The sequence below is a fragment of the Leifsonia sp. 115AMFTsu3.1 genome (genome assembly GCF_004362795.1).
Lineage (GTDB): Bacteria > Actinomycetota > Actinomycetes > Actinomycetales > Microbacteriaceae > Leifsonia.
Genome location: NZ_SNYB01000001.1, coordinates 1,990,756 through 2,004,764 on the forward strand (window position 1 = coordinate 1,990,756; position 14,009 = coordinate 2,004,764).

At 68.9% G+C, this 14,009-nt stretch carries 11 protein-coding genes and 1 pseudogene; 8 read left to right on the forward strand and 4 right to left on the reverse strand.

Features of this window, described 5'->3' with window-relative positions; genetic code table 11:
- Positions 1–36: 36 nt before the first annotated feature.
- Entirely contained in the window at positions 37–1,434 is a 1,398-nt protein-coding gene (locus AXZ95_RS09660) for an MFS transporter (protein ID WP_018190833.1), read from the forward strand.
- On the opposite strand, the gene AXZ95_RS09665 is transcribed toward AXZ95_RS09660, so the two are convergent.
- Positions 1,416–2,249 (reverse strand): UbiA family prenyltransferase, encoded by an 834-nt coding sequence (locus tag AXZ95_RS09665; RefSeq protein ID WP_018190834.1) that lies wholly within the window; start codon positions 2,247–2,249, stop codon positions 1,416–1,418. The genes AXZ95_RS09660 and AXZ95_RS09665 overlap by 19 nt on opposite strands.
- A gap of 73 nt (positions 2,250–2,322) precedes the next feature.
- Between AXZ95_RS09665 and AXZ95_RS09670 the strand changes: the two genes are divergently transcribed.
- The 7 genes and pseudogenes from AXZ95_RS09670 to AXZ95_RS09700 all read left to right on the forward strand — a co-directional run bounded on the left by AXZ95_RS09670 (position 2,323) and on the right by AXZ95_RS09700 (position 10,485).
- A complete protein-coding gene (locus tag AXZ95_RS09670) occupies positions 2,323–3,336 on the forward strand; it encodes a LacI family DNA-binding transcriptional regulator (protein ID WP_018190835.1) in 1,014 nt (337 codons plus the stop codon).
- 122 nt (positions 3,337–3,458) lie between these two features.
- Positions 3,459–5,228, forward strand: a complete 1,770-nt coding sequence (locus AXZ95_RS09675; RefSeq protein WP_018190836.1) for a glycoside hydrolase family 13 protein — start codon at positions 3,459–3,461, stop codon at positions 5,226–5,228.
- 61 nt (positions 5,229–5,289) lie between these two features.
- Positions 5,290–6,666 (forward strand): extracellular solute-binding protein, encoded by a 1,377-nt coding sequence (locus tag AXZ95_RS09680; RefSeq protein ID WP_018190837.1) that lies wholly within the window; start codon positions 5,290–5,292, stop codon positions 6,664–6,666.
- A 30-nt stretch (positions 6,667–6,696) separates the two neighbouring features.
- Positions 6,697–7,626, forward strand: coding sequence for a sugar ABC transporter permease (locus AXZ95_RS09685; RefSeq protein ID WP_231371038.1), 930 nt, complete (start codon positions 6,697–6,699; stop codon positions 7,624–7,626).
- Positions 7,623–8,618, forward strand: coding sequence for a carbohydrate ABC transporter permease (locus AXZ95_RS09690; protein WP_018190839.1), 996 nt, complete (start codon positions 7,623–7,625; stop codon positions 8,616–8,618). The genes AXZ95_RS09685 and AXZ95_RS09690 overlap by 4 nt, the downstream gene beginning before the upstream one ends.
- 260 nt (positions 8,619–8,878) lie before the next feature.
- Positions 8,879–9,828, forward strand: a pseudogene (locus AXZ95_RS09695) (glycoside hydrolase family 3 N-terminal domain-containing protein).
- 108 nt (positions 9,829–9,936) lie between these two features.
- On the forward strand, positions 9,937–10,485 hold the full coding sequence (locus tag AXZ95_RS09700; protein WP_018190841.1) for a YceI family protein: 549 nt from the start codon (positions 9,937–9,939) through the stop codon (positions 10,483–10,485).
- Positions 10,486–10,621: 136 nt separating this feature from the next.
- Here AXZ95_RS09700 and AXZ95_RS09705 read toward each other — a convergent pair whose 3' ends face one another.
- The 3 genes from AXZ95_RS09705 to AXZ95_RS09715 form a co-directional block, all read right to left on the reverse strand.
- Positions 10,622–12,010 (reverse strand): FAD-dependent oxidoreductase, encoded by a 1,389-nt coding sequence (locus tag AXZ95_RS09705; protein ID WP_018190842.1) that lies wholly within the window; start codon positions 12,008–12,010, stop codon positions 10,622–10,624.
- Between the two features lie 69 nt (positions 12,011–12,079).
- The gene (locus AXZ95_RS09710; RefSeq protein ID WP_018190843.1) at positions 12,080–13,495 is read right to left on the reverse strand and encodes an aspartate aminotransferase family protein; all 1,416 of its coding nucleotides are present in this window, start codon (positions 13,493–13,495) and stop codon (positions 12,080–12,082) included.
- 2 nt (positions 13,496–13,497) lie between these two features.
- Positions 13,498–13,980: an Lrp/AsnC family transcriptional regulator gene (locus AXZ95_RS09715; protein ID WP_018190844.1), complete on the reverse strand. Its 483-nt coding sequence runs from the start codon at positions 13,978–13,980 to the stop codon at positions 13,498–13,500.
- Positions 13,981–14,009 lie beyond the last annotated feature (29 nt).

Genomic DNA, 14,009 nt, shown 5'->3' on the forward strand with positions numbered 1-14,009 from the left:
GTTGCCGAGATCGCGGCGACCACGTTGAATGAGTCCATGACCAACGTGCGGATCGAGCGGATGTCGTCGCTCCAGCTGAGAGTGCTCGTCATCGCGATCCTCGCGAGCTTCGTCGCCTTCCTCGACGGCGCCGTCATCAACGTCGCCCTTCCGGCGATCTCGAAGGAGCTCGGTGGAGGGCTCCCGTTGCAGCAGTGGGTGGTCGATGGGTATCTCGTCACGCTCGGCTCGCTCATCCTCATCGCCGGGTCGCTGTCCGACGTGTTCGGGCGCAAACGCGTGCTCTACGCGGGGCTGATCGGCTTCGGCATCACGTCACTGATGTGCGCGTTCGCGCCGACCGGGGTGTTCCTCGTGATCGCCCGCGCGCTGCAGGGCGTCGCCGGGGCGCTGCTGGTGCCCAGCTCGCTCGCGATCATCATCTCCCGCTTCGACGGCCCGGCCCAGGCCAAGGCGATCGGCCGCTGGACCGCGTGGACCGGTGTCGCCATGATCGCCGGCCCGGTGGTCGGGGGCATCTTCGTCGACACGCTGTCGTGGCGGTGGGTGTTCGTCATCAACGTGATCCCGATCGCGATCACGCTGATCCTCATGATGACCCTGAAGGGCGAGGACAAGGGGATGGGCGGCCGCGTCGACTACGCCGGTGCGATCCTCGGATCGGTCGGTCTCGCCGGGACCGTGTTCGCCCTGATCGAGCAGGGGACGTATGGATGGGGCAATCCGCGCGTCTGGATCCCGCTCGTGGTCGGCATCCTCAGCCTGGTGGCGTTCTTCATCGTGGAGACGCGCGTGAAGCAGCCGATGCTGCCGCTCGGGCTGTTCAGCGTCCACAACTTCTGGGTCGGCAACGTCTCGACGTTCTTCGTCTATGGGGCGCTCTCGTTCGGCCCCCTGATCGTCACGCTCTACCTGCAGCAGGTGGCCGGGTTCTCGGCGATCGCCGCCGGGTTCGTGTTCATCCCGTCCACGCTGTGCATGCTGCTGCTCTCCGGCCTGTTCGGCGGGCTCGCCGGACGCTACGGGCCCCGGTTGTTCATGGCGGTCGGGCCGATGATCGCCTCCGCGGGCTTCCTCTGGCTGCTGATGATGGGGACGGACGTCGACTACTGGACGACCCTGCTGCCAGCCGTCCTACTGTTCGGCGTCGGCCTGTCGATCACCGTCGCGCCGCTGACGAGCGCGATCCTGGGCGCCATCCACCCGGAACAGGCGGGCATCGCGTCGGCCGTGAACAACGCCGTGTCGCGCATCGCCGGACTGCTCGCGGTCGCCGCCGCCGGGATGATCATCGGCGGCACGCTCGACACCGAGGGACTCCATCGCGCGATGATCGCCGCGGCCGCGCTGCTGCTCGTCGGCGGCGTGGTGTCGGCGATCGGCATCCGCAACAAGGCGCCGGTCGCCGACAAGATTCAGACCGTGACCGACTGACCCGTCAGGGCGAGCATGGCGACGTCCACGATGGCGCACGTCATGATCAGCTGCATGAGGAGGCGCGTCGGACTCCGCCGGAACAGCAGGACCACGCCGGTCACTGTCGCCGCGAGGCCGATCACCAGGCCGACGATGAGGAGCGGGCGGACAGGGAGACCCGGGCCGAACGTGATGAGCAGAGTCGCGATCGCGAGCGCCGCGAAAGCGAGCAGGCCGCTGAGCCGCGCGCCCAGCCGGTGCGGGAGCCCGCTGATGCCGGTGCGCGCGTCATCCTCCAGATCCGGGAGCACATTGGTGACGTGAGCGGCGACGCCGAGCAGAGCGCCGGCGGCGAACACCCACCACTGCGGCAGTGCGGGCTGCTCCTGACCGAGGGTGGCGATGGCGGGCAGCACACCGAACGACACCGCGAACGGGACGAACGAGAAGACGGTCGCCTTCAGCCCCAGGTTGTACGCCCAACCGCCGGCGATGGCGACCACGTGGGCGATCAGCGCCCCGGGCCCGAGAGGGATCGTCAGCAGGATCGCCGCCGCCAGCGCCACGAAGGCGGCGACGCGGACGGTCGGGACCGAGACGTCTCCGCGCGCCGCAGGCTTGTCGCTGCGCTCCACCGCGCGGTCGCGGGCCGCATCCAACCAGTCGTTGCACCAGCCGATGGACAGCTGGCCGAAGAGCACGGCCAGCGCGAGGATCACCAGCCGGCCGGGTGGATAGCCGAGGCCGACGCCGAGCAGCGTCGCGATCACCGTGACCACGACGGTGGGCCCTGGGTGACTGGCGAGCAGGAGGGAGAGCACCTTCTTCGCCATGCCGTCATCGTATCCCGGGGCCGGACTGCAAACTACTTGCGTTGATCTGCAAGGATTTGCGTACACTGTGGTCATGTCGAAACGACTCGCCGAAGTGGCGCGCAAGGTCGGTGTCAGTGAGGCCACCGTCAGCCGCGTCCTCAACGACAAGCCGGGAGTGTCGGACGCCACCCGTCAGGCGGTGCTGACCGCCCTGGATGTGCTGGGCTACGAGCGGCCGACCAAGCTGCGCGGAGAGCGCGCTCGGCTCGTGGGGCTCGTGCTCCCCGAACTGCAGAACCCGATCTTCCCCGCCTTCGCGGAGATCATCGGGGGAGCGCTCGCGCAGAACGGCTACACCCCGGTGCTCTGCACGCAGACCGCCGGCGGCATCTCGGAGGCCGACTATGTCGAGCTCCTGCTGCAGCAGCAGGTCTCCGGCGTGGTCTTCGTCGGCGGCGCCTATGCCCAGCAGGATGCGGATCACAGTCACTACGGCCGGCTGACCGACCTGCACCTCCCGACCGTCCTCGTGAACGCCCCCGTCGACTCGCTCGGGTTCGCCACGGTCTCGTGCGACGACACGGTGGCCACGACCCAGGCGCTGACGCACCTCCGGTCGCTCGGCCATGAGCGGATCGGGCTGCTGCTGGGGCCGCGCGACCATATCCCGTCGCAGCGCAAACTCGCGGCGGCCCGCCAGGTAACGGCGGAGTGGGGCGACGAACTGGATGAGTCCCTCGTCGTGCACTCGCTGTACTCCCTCGAGGCGGGCCAGGCGGCGGCGACCCGGCTGCTCGGCGCCGGCGTCACGGCGATCGTGTGCGCGAGCGATCCGATGGCGCTCGGGGCGATCCGTGCCGTGCGGCGCGCCGGGCTGTCGGTGCCGCGCGACGTCTCCGTCGTCGGCTACGACGACTCCGCGCTGATGAACTGCACCGAGCCTCCGCTGACCACGATCCGGCAGCCGATCGAGCCGATGGGACGCACGATCATCGAGCTCCTGCTCCGCCAGATCTCGAGCGATTCGGCCATCCGCGACGAGTTGTTCTTCGAGCCGGAACTGGTGGTGCGCGGTTCCACCGGGCCCGCTCCGCACGCGAGCTGAGCCGCAAGCGCACGCAAAAGTGCGCAAATGAATTACGTATTGTTGAGTTCTTGCGTCATTCTGTTGAACTAGCTACATTTCGGTGAACGACGACGGCGCCGCGGTGTCCGTCGCGACGACAGATGACCGAAGGGCTCAGCGTGGATCTCACCGTGATGGACGGCGGCACCGCCGCACCCGTCGCCGCTCCGCAGCCGGCGAGCGCCGGTGCGACGGCGCGTGCCGCATCCACACCGCCGTCCGACGACCCGCAGTGGTGGCGCAGCGCGGTGATCTACCAGATCTACCCGCGCAGCTTCGCGGACGGGAACGGCGACGGAGTCGGAGACCTCGCAGGCGTGCGGCAGCACCTGCCGTACCTCGCCGACCTCGGCGTCGACGCGCTCTGGTTCACGCCCTGGTACGACTCGCCGCTCGCCGACGGCGGCTACGACGTCGCGGACTACCGCCGGATCCACCCGGCATTCGGCGACCTGGCCGAGGCCGAGGCGCTGATCGGCGAAGCGCTCGCCCTCGGCATCCGCACCATCATCGACGTCGTGCCGAACCACGTCTCCGACCGGCACCGCTGGTTCCAGGAGGCCCTCGCCGCCGGCCCGGGATCGCCCGAGCGCGAACGCTTCTGGTTCCGGCCCGGCCGCGGCGACGACGGCTCGCAGATGCCGACATCGTGGCCGTCGAACTTCTCCGGAGACACCTGGACGCGCACGACGAACCCCGACGGGACGCCCGGCGAGTGGTACCTGCACCTGTTCAGCCCGCAGCAGCCGGACCTCAACTGGGACCACCCGGATGTGCGGCGCGAGCACGAGGACATCCTGCGGTTCTGGTTCGACCGCGGCGTCGCCGGAGTGCGCATCGACTCGGCCGCCCTGCTCGTGAAGGACCCGGCGCTGCCCGAGGTGCCCGAGCATCCCGGGGCGGGGGAGCATCCCAACCAGGACCGCGACGAGCTCCACGACATCTATCGCGGCTGGCGCGCCCTCGCCGACGGCTATCCGGGAACCCGGGTGCTGGTGGGCGAGATCTGGCTGCCCGACATCGAGCGGTTCGCACTGTACCTCCGACCGGACGAGCTGCACACCGCGTTCAACTTCGACTTCCTGGCCCGGCCCTGGGATGCGGTGGAGCTGCGCGCATCCATCGACGAGACCCTCGCGGCGCACGCGCCGGTCGGCGCTCCCAGCACGTGGGTCCTCTCGAACCACGACGTCACCCGAGCGGTGACCCGGTACGGTCGCGAGGACTCCTCGTTCGCCTTCGCCACCAAGCGCAAAGGCACCCCGACCGACCTCGCCCTCGGGACGCGCCGGGCACGCGCCGCGGCGCTTCTCACGGCCGCGCTGCCCGGTTCGCTGTACATCTACCAGGGCGACGAGCTGGGGCTGCCGGAGGTCGAAGACCTTCCCGACGAGCTCCGCGAGGACCCGATGCACGAGCGCTCCGGCGGCGTCGACCCCGGCCGCGACGGCTGCCGGGTCCCACTCCCGTGGCGGGGGACGCAGCCGCCGTTCGGCTTCAGCCCCGAGGGCGCCGAGGCCGAGCCGTGGCTGCCGCAGCCGGCCGGCTGGGCCGCGCTCACCGTGCAGGCGCAGCAGAGCGACCCCGCCTCCATGCTGTGGCTCTACCGGCAGGCGCTCCGGATCCGCCGCGCAGAGCCCGGCCTCGGCGACGGACCGCTGACCTGGCTGGATGCGCCGGACGGTGTGCTGGCCTTCGCCCGCGGCGCCGCGTTCGCGAACGTCACCAATCTCTCCGCCGCTCCGGTCGACCTCCCGGAGCACCAGGCGATCCTCCTCAGCAGCCGTCCGCTCGTCGACGGGAAGCTGCCACCCGACTCGACGGTCTGGCTGCGGACGCAGCACCGGCCGACGGGGCACCTCACCACCTGAACGCACCATCCACGCACTGCACCATCCACGCACTGCACCATCACTCGAAAGGGTCCAGACAATGAAGTCATCACTCAGGATCACGGCGGTCGCCGCGGTCACCCTCGCCGGAGCGGGGCTCCTTGCCGGATGCTCGTCATCCGGCGGCGACTCCGGCGACGGGAAGGTCCACATCACCGTCGCCAGCCTCATCCCGGGCAGCGACAAGGCTGCGTTCACGGCCTTCGACGACCGGGTCAAGGAGTTCGAGAAGGCCAACCCGAACATCGACATCAAGTCCGAGGAGTACCAGTGGACGGGGCCGACGTTCGCGACGCAGCTCGCCGGCGGAACCCTCCCGGACGTCTTCAACGTTCCGTTCACCGACTCCCAGTCGCTGCTCCAGGCGGGTCAGCTCGCCGACATCACCGCTGAGGTGAAAAAGCTGCCGTACGCGGACAAGTTCAACGAGAAGGTGCTCGCGGTGGCGAAGTCCGGCGACAAGATCTACGGCATCCCGTACGGCCCGTACGCCATGGGACTGTCGTACAACCGCGAGATCTTCCAGAAGGCCGGGCTCGACCCGGACAAGCCGCCGACGACCTGGGACGAGGTCCGTTCGGCCGCCAAGACCATCTCCGAGAAGGTTCCGGGTGTCGCCGGCTACATGCAGATGACGCAGGGCAACACCGGCGGCTGGCAGCTGATCACGACCGTGTACGCCCGCGGCGGCCGGATGGAGACCACCGACGGCGGCAAGACGAAGGTCACCAGCGACAACCCGGTCACCAAGGAGGCGCTGCAGTGGCTGCACGACCTCCGCTGGGAGGACGACTCGGTCGGCAGCAACTTCCTGCTCGACTGGAGCGGCATCAATCAGGCGTTCGGCGCCGGGCAGATCGCCATGTACCCGTCGGGATCCGATGTGCTCACCTCGCTGGTGCAGCAGAACAACGTCGACCCGGCCAACTACGGACTGACGATGCTGCCGATCGACTCGTCGAACAGTGATGCCGGCGTCCTCGGCGGCGGCAACGTCGCGGCCGTCAGCCCGAAGTCATCGCAGGCGCAGAAGGAAGCCGCGGTCAAGTGGATCGACTTCTACTACATGCAGAAGCTGCTCGACAAGGATCAGGCGATCGCCGACGCGAAGGTGCTCGTCAAGTCCAACCAGCCGGTCGGCGTTCCCACCCTGCCGCTCTTCGACAAGGCCACGTACGACCAGAACATGGAGTGGATCGCGGGCGAGATCAACGTGCCGCAGGAGAACGTGGCGCCGTTCACCGACAAGATCTTCGACGCCAACCTGGTTCCCGAGCCGAACAAGCACACGCAGGAGCTGTACGGCGCGCTCGACTCCGTCGTCCAGGCCGTGCTGACGGACAAGAACGCGAACATCGACCAGCTGCTGAAGAAGGTCGACAGCGACATCCAGAAGCTCGTCGACGCAGACAAGTGACGAACACGAACAAGTGACGAACACAGACAAGTGACAACACACGATCGACAGCTGAGCCGTCCCCGCCGCACACCCCTGACCTGGGTGCGCGGCGGGGGCCTCAGCTCCCTGCTGTTCCTGCTGCCGATGCTCCTGATCTTCGGCATCTTCTCCTGGTGGCCCATCGTGCGGAGCGTCGTCATGAGCTTCCAGCACACCAATCTGGTGAGCGCGCCCACCTGGGTCGGCTGGGACAACTTCGTGCAGGTGGTGAACGATCCGCTGTTCTGGACGGCGGTCGGCAACACCGCCTGGTTCGCCTTCCTCGCGCTGCTGCTCGGGTACCCCATCCCGCTGATCGCGGCGGTGCTGATGAGCGAGGTGAAGCGCGCGAAGGGCCTGTACAGCGCGCTCGCGTACCTGCCCGTGGTGGTACCGCCGGTGGTGGCGGTGCTGCTGTGGAAGTTCTTCTACGACGCCCGCCCGGACGGCGTGTTCAACACGATCCTCGGCTGGGTCGGGATCCCTCCGCAGCCGTGGATCCAGTCGGCGACGCAGGCGATGCCGTCTCTCGTCGTCGAGGCGACCTGGGCCGCGGCGGGCGGAACGATCATCATCTACCTGGCCGCGATCACCGGAGTGGCGCCGGAGCTGTACGACGCGGCCGAGGTCGACGGTGCGGGCATCTGGCGCAAGATCTGGCACGTCACGCTGCCGCAGCTGCGCAGCGTCCTGCTGATCACGCTCATCCTGCAGATCATCGGCACGGCGCAGGTGTTCCTCGAACCGTTCCTCTTCACCGGCGGCGGCCCGGTCGACTCGACCGTCACCATCCTGCTGCTCATCTACCGGTACGCGTTCCAGAACTCGCTCGGCGGCGACTACGGCGCCGCCACCGCGCTCAGTCTGATGCTGGCGGCGTTCCTCGCCGTGCTGTCCCTCGTGTACTTCCGCCTCACCAAGTCCTGGAGCCAGAATTGACGACCTCGACCGAGCTGCCGCGCGAGGCGGCGGCCAACGCGCAGGAGCTCCTCGCGCCGGCTCCTCACGAGCCGGAGAGTAGGCAGCGGACCCGGCGACGTGGGCGGGAGGACGCGGGCGACCGCGGCATCCTCTCGATCTCCGACCGCCGGAAACCCGGTGTGCGGTGGAGCGCGCGCGTCGTCCACGGGGCCCTGCTCGTCGTCCTCGTGATCGTCGGACTCGGGCCGCTGCTCTGGCTCGCGAAGTCGGCGATCACGCCGACGGAGGACACCCTCCGCACGCCGATGGCGCTGTTCCCGAACGGGGTGGACTGGGCGAACCTGTCGACCGCGTGGTCGACGGTCCACATCGACGTGCAGTTCATGAACACGATCTGGGTCGCGGCCGGTTCGTGGGCGGCGCAGATCCTGGTGGCGACGACGGCCGGGTATGCGCTGAGCGTGCTCCGGCCCACGTACGGGAAGGTGCTGTACGGCCTCATCCTGACCACGCTGTTCGTGCCCTCGGTGGTGCTGCTCGTTCCGTTGTACCTGACCATCCTGAACCCGCCGCTGCTCGGCCAGTCGCTCATCAACACGTTCTGGGCGGTGTGGCTGCCGGCCGGTGCCAGCGCCTTCAACGTCGTGCTGGTGAAGCGGTTCTTCGACAACCTGCCGCGGGAGATCTTCGAAGCGGCGCGGACCGACGGGGCGGGGCCCTTCCGGCTGTTCTGGTCGATCGTGCTGCCGATGTCGAAGCCGATCCTGGGTGTGGTGTCCGTGTTCGCGATCATCGCGGCGTGGAAGGACTACCTCTGGCCGCTGCTCGTGCTGCGCGACCCGGCCATCCAACCGCTGTCGGTGCGGCTGCCCACGCTGCAGGCGGCGATCCAGCTGGACGTGTACCTGGCCGCCCTGGCCATCTCGACGCTCATCCCGATCGTGCTGTTCCTGGTGTTCCAGGGCCTGTTCCTGCGGAGCGCGGGGCTCGGCGGCGCCGTGAAGGGATGAGACGGCTGGGTTAGCATCGAGGGATGCGCGCAGCCCGACGCCGGACGGCCGCGGTGGTCGCCGTGTCGCTCTCGGCGACCCTGCTGATGGCGGGGCTGACCGGATGCGTGGGCGCCGCTCCTGCCCACACGATAGGCGCCACCCACACCGCGGGCGCGGCTCCGCCCCCGTCGCCGACGCCGACCGTCGACCCGGTCGAAGCGTATGCCCGGCAGCGCCTCGCCAACCTGACCCTGCGGCAGAAGGTGGCGAGCCTGTTCATGCTGCACACACCCGGTACCGACCCGGCGGCGCTGCGCGGATACGTCGACCGGTACGGCGTCGGCGGCATGATCCTGATGGGCGACAACATCCCGTCGACCCCCGCCGAGCTCGCCGCGCAGACGGCGGCCATGGCGGCCTCCGACCCGGGCCTCCCTCCGCTGATCGGTGTGGACGAGGAGGGCGGCGACGTCACGCGCCTCGGCTGGGATGATCAGCCCGGCGCCGACACCCTGCGGGACCAGGACCCGGCGGCGACGCGCGACGCCTTCGCCCGGCGCGCGACGCTCCTGAAACAGGCCGGCATCTCCGTTAACTTCGGGACCGTCGCGGACGTCACCGCCGACCCGGCCTCCTTCATCGCCGACCGCGTGTTCGGGACGGAGCCTGGCGCGGCGGCCGCCCGTGTCGCCGCCTCGGTGACGGGGGAGCGCGGGACGGTGCTGAGCACGCTCAAGCACTTCCCCGGCCACGGCGAGAGCGAGGCCGACTCGCACCATGCCGTGCCGTCGACCGCCTCAGCAAGCAGGACTGGTCGACGCGTGACGCCCCGCCGTTCCAGGCGGGCATCTCCGCCGGCGCCGAACTGGTCATGTTCGGGCACCTCGCTTACACCCAGGTGGATGCGGCGCCCGCGTCGCTCTCGGCGGCCTGGCACCGCATCCTGACCGACGAGCTCGGGTTCCGCGGCGCGAGCATCACCGACGATCTGCGGATGCTGCAGGACACGGGGCTGCCGCAGTACCAGGACCCGGGGGAGAACGCGGCGCAGGCGATCGCGGCGGGGAACACCATGGTGCTCGACGTGCTGCCGGCCGGAGGTGATCCGGATGCACTCATCGATGCCGTCGTCACGGCTGTGCAGCAGGGACGCATCCCGGTCGCGCAGATCGACGCGGACGCGCTGAAGCTGCTGGAGCTGCGCCGGTCGCTCGCTGTAGAAGAGTGACGCGTCAACTTTTTTCGCGAATCGCGGAATAGTCCGGGAGTCCATACGCTTGCATGTATTCGACGCGGGGCGGATGGGCCGCCCGGCGCGCGACTTCTAGGAGACACCGTGACTATCGAGATCCCCGGCTACAAGGCTGGCACCTGGACCATCGACCCCGCCCACAGCGAGGTCGGCTTCAGCATCCGTCACCTGATGATCAGCAAGGTGAAGGGCGTCTTCGAGAACTTCGACGCCACCTTCGTGACCGCCGAGAACCCGCTCGAGTCGAAGGTCACCGCGAAGGCCGACGTCGCCTCCATCAACACCAAGGACAAGAACCGCGACGCGCACCTCCGCACGGGCGACTTCTTCCTCGCCGAGGAGCACCCGACGATCGACTTCGTCTCGACCGGCGTGCGCCACGAGAACGGCGAGTTCCTCGTCGACGGCGACCTCACCATCAAGGGCATCACCAAGCCCGTCACCTTCGAGTTCGACTTCGGCGGCTTCGGCCAGGACCCCTACGGCAACTACAAGGCCGGCGCGACCGCGAAGACCAAGATCAACCGTGAGGACTTCGGCCTCACCTACAACGCCGCGCTCGAGACCGGCGGCATGCTGCTCGGCGACGAGGTCACCATCACCCTCGAGCTCCAGGCCGTCCTCGCCTCCTGACCCCTGCGCCTCGCGCCCCCGCCCCCAGCGCCCCTCCGCCCACCGTCGAGTACGCACTTTTTGCACACGACGCGCCACGCGTGCGTGCAAAGTTTGCGGACTCGACGGTGGGCGGAGGCGTTTGAGAGGGGGCGGGTCAGTGGCCGATGAGGGGGGAGAGGGTGCGCGCGATGACGGAGGCGCGACGGGTGACCGACTCCTCCAGGTCGGCGGACTCCATCGCGACGAGGCCCGCGTTGGCCCCGGCGAATCGGAGCGGCTCGGGCTCCCACCGCGGTGAGCGGTGCCCGACCCACGGCAGCATGGTCAGGTCGGTGCGGGATCCGGTGAGCAGGTCCGCCAGTGTACGCCCGGCCAGGTTCGTGGTGCTCAGCCCGTCTCCGACGTAACCGCCCGCCCAGGCCTCGCGCGCATCCCGGTCGTATCCGACGCTCGCGTGCCAGTCGCGTGGAACGCCGAGCGGTCCGCCCCAGTGGTGCGTGATCCTGGCCCCCGCGGCGTCCGGGAAGAGGTCGTAGAGCGTGTGGATGAGGTGGTCGCGCACGCGCGGCGACCGGTCGTGTCCCGGCCGGATGGCGCTCCCCAGGTGGTACCGCGCGCCGCGGCCCCCGAACGCGAACCGGTTGTCGGCGGTCCGCTGCCCGTAGACGATGAGGTTCCGGAAGTCGGTGAACGTCTGCCCGTGTTCGATGCCGATGCGCTCCCACGTGGCGTCGGGCAGCGGCTCGGTGGCGATCATCAGCGAGTAGAGCGGGAGGATGCGGCGGCCCACCTGCGGAAGCTGCGAGCCGTATCCCTCGGTCGCGTTCACCACGGTGCCCGCTCGGACCGTGCGCGCGGAACCGCCGGAGCGCACCTGCACCGTCCCGGCGTCCCACGACAGCACCTCGGTGCCCTCCGCGATGGTCGCTCCGCGGCGTTCGACGACCCGGGCGAGACCGCGCACGAGCTTGGCCGGGTGGATGCGCGCGCACGCCGGCGTGTACGTCGCGGCCAGCGCATCCCGCACCCCGAACCGCGACCGGACCGTCTCCGTGCCCCACAGCGCCACGCGGTCGACGCCGTAGCGCTCCGACTCCTCGAACTCGGCGCGCGCGGCCGCGACCTGCGGCTTCGATCGGGCGAACGTCACCGTGCCGCCGCGAGCGAAGTCGATGTCGACGCCTTCGGTCTCGGCGACCCGCCCGACCTCGTCGACGGTGTCGACCATCGCCTGGCGCATGCCCACGGCCGCATCCCGGCCGTACCGCGCGTCGAGCTTCGAGGCGGACCACGGGAAAAGGGAGGAGCACCAGCCGCCGTTGCGGCCGGACGCACCGAAACCGGCGACCTCCTTCTCCAGCAGCAGGATGCGCAGAGACGGGTCGCGCTCCTGCAGGTAGTAGGCGGTCCAGAGGCCGGTGAGACCGGCGCCGACAATGGTGACATCCACATCGGCATCGGCGTCGAGGCCGGGCCGGGGGCGGAAGCCGTCCTCGTCGGCGGCGATGGAGTCGAACCAGAAGCCGACCGTGCGGTAGTCCATTGCGCTCCTTCTCGTTAAGGCGCGAATCCGGGACCGCGTGAGCAGTCCCGGATTCGTCCTTTGGGGGTCTTACAGGTGGTTCGAGGCCTCCGTCAGCACCGATTCCAGGATCTGGCGGATCTCGACGAACTCGCTCGGGCCGATGGTGAGCGGCGGGGCGAGCTGCACCACGGGGTCTCCACGGTCGTCGGCGCGGCAGTACAGGCCGGCGTCGAACAGGGCCTTCGACAGGAACCCGCGGAGCAGACGCTCCGACTCGTCGTCGTTGAAGGTCTCCTTGGTGTTCTTGTCCTTCACCAGCTCGATGCCGAAGAAGTAGCCGGCGCCCCGGACGTCGCCGACGATCGGCAGGTCGAGGAGCTTCTCGAGCTCGGCGCGGAACAGCGGGGAGTTCTCGCGGACGCGCTCGTTGAGCTGCTCCTCCTCGAAGATGTCGAGGTTCTCCAGCGCCACCGCGGCCGAGACCGGGTGACCGCCGAACGTGTAGCCGTGGTAGAACGACGTGTTGCCGTGCTTGAAGGGCTCGTAGATGCGGTCGCTGATGATCGTGGCGCCGATGGGGGAGTACCCGCTGGTCATGCCCTTCGCGCAGGTGATCATGTCCGGGACGTAGCCGTACTCATCGCAGGCAAACATGTGGCCGATACGGCCGAACGCGCAGATGACCTCGTCGCTGACCATGAGGACGTCGTACTTGTCGCAGATCTCACGGACGCGCTGGAAGTACCCGGGAGGCGGCGGGAAGCATCCACCCGAGTTCTGCACCGGCTCGAGGAAGATCGCCGCGACGGTGTCGGGACCCTCGAACTGGATCATCTCCTCGATGCGGTTCGCCGCCCAGACGCCGAAGGCCTCGATGTCGTCGGTCGGCGCGCCCATCTCGCCCGCACGGTAGAAGTTGGTGTTCGGGACGCGGAACCCGCCGGGGGTGAGCGGCTCGAACATCTCCTTCATGGCCGGGATGCCGGTGATCGCGAGGGCGCCCTGCGGGGTGCCGTGGTACGCCACGGCGCGCGACAGCACCTTGTGCTTGGTCGGCTTGCCCTGCAGCTTCCAGTAGTACTTGGCCAGCTTGAACGCGGTCTCGACCGCCTCACCGCCGCCGGTGGAGAAGAAGACGCGGTTGAGGTCGCCGGGCGCGTACGAGGCCAGCCGGTCGGCCAGCTCGATCGCGTTCGGGTGGGCGTACGACCAGATCGGGAAGAACGCCAGCTGCTCGGCCTGCTTCGCCGCCGTCTCGGCGAGACGCTTGCGGCCGTGGCCCGCGTTCACCACGAACAGTCCGGAGAGCCCGTCGATGTACTGCTTGCCGTGCGAGTCCCAGATGTGGTGGCCTTCGCCGCGCGTGATGATGGGGACGCCGTGGCCCTCTTCCATCACCGACTGGCGGGCGAAGTGCATCCAGAGGTGGTCGCGCGCCTTCGCCTGCAGCGCCGCCTCCTCGGCCGCGATCGGCTCGCCGAACGTTTCTACGGTTGTCGTCATGGTTATCGCGTTCCCCAGTTGTAGAACTGTTTGTGGAGTTTCAGATACACGAACGTCTCGGTGGAGAGCACGCCCTCCAGCGTCCGGATCTCGGAGTTGAGCATCGTGATGAGGTCGAGGTCGTTCTCGCACACCACTTCGGCGAGGATGTCGAAGGTGCCGGCAGTCAGCACCACGTAATCCACCGCCGGCATGGCCGCCAGCTTGTCGGCCACCGCACGCGTGTCGCCCGTGCAGCGCACGCCGATCATCGCCTGACGGTAGAAGCCGAGCTGCATGGGGTCGGTCACGGCCACGATCTGCATCACGCCCGACTCGGTCAGCTTCTGCACACGCTGGCGCACCGCCGCCTCGCTGAGACCGACGGCCTTGCCGATCTCCGCGTACGACTTGCGGCCGTCCGCCTGCAGTTGCTCGATGATCGCCTTGGAGACGTCGTCGATGACCGCAGCCTTCTGGCCGTTCGCTGCCCGAGGGGTACTCATGGAGCGATTCTGTCAGTGGATTGGATGTC

Excerpts from the sequence above, each read along its gene's own strand:
- AXZ95_RS09660 (WP_018190833.1), top strand. The coding sequence starts at position 37 with ATGACCAACGTGCGGATCGAGCGGATGTCGTCGCTCCAGCTGAGAGTG.
- AXZ95_RS09665 (WP_018190834.1), bottom strand. The coding sequence starts at position 2,249 with ATGGCGAAGAAGGTGCTCTCCCTCCTGCTCGCCAGTCACCCAGGGCCC.
- AXZ95_RS09670 (WP_018190835.1), top strand. The coding sequence starts at position 2,323 with ATGTCGAAACGACTCGCCGAAGTGGCGCGCAAGGTCGGTGTCAGTGAG.
- AXZ95_RS09675 (WP_018190836.1), top strand. The coding sequence starts at position 3,459 with ATGACCGAAGGGCTCAGCGTGGATCTCACCGTGATGGACGGCGGCACC.
- AXZ95_RS09680 (WP_018190837.1), top strand. The coding sequence starts at position 5,290 with ATGAAGTCATCACTCAGGATCACGGCGGTCGCCGCGGTCACCCTCGCC.
- AXZ95_RS09705 (WP_018190842.1), bottom strand. The coding sequence starts at position 12,010 with ATGGACTACCGCACGGTCGGCTTCTGGTTCGACTCCATCGCCGCCGAC.
- AXZ95_RS09710 (WP_018190843.1), bottom strand. The coding sequence starts at position 13,495 with ATGACGACAACCGTAGAAACGTTCGGCGAGCCGATCGCGGCCGAGGAG.
- AXZ95_RS09715 (WP_018190844.1), bottom strand. The coding sequence starts at position 13,980 with ATGAGTACCCCTCGGGCAGCGAACGGCCAGAAGGCTGCGGTCATCGAC.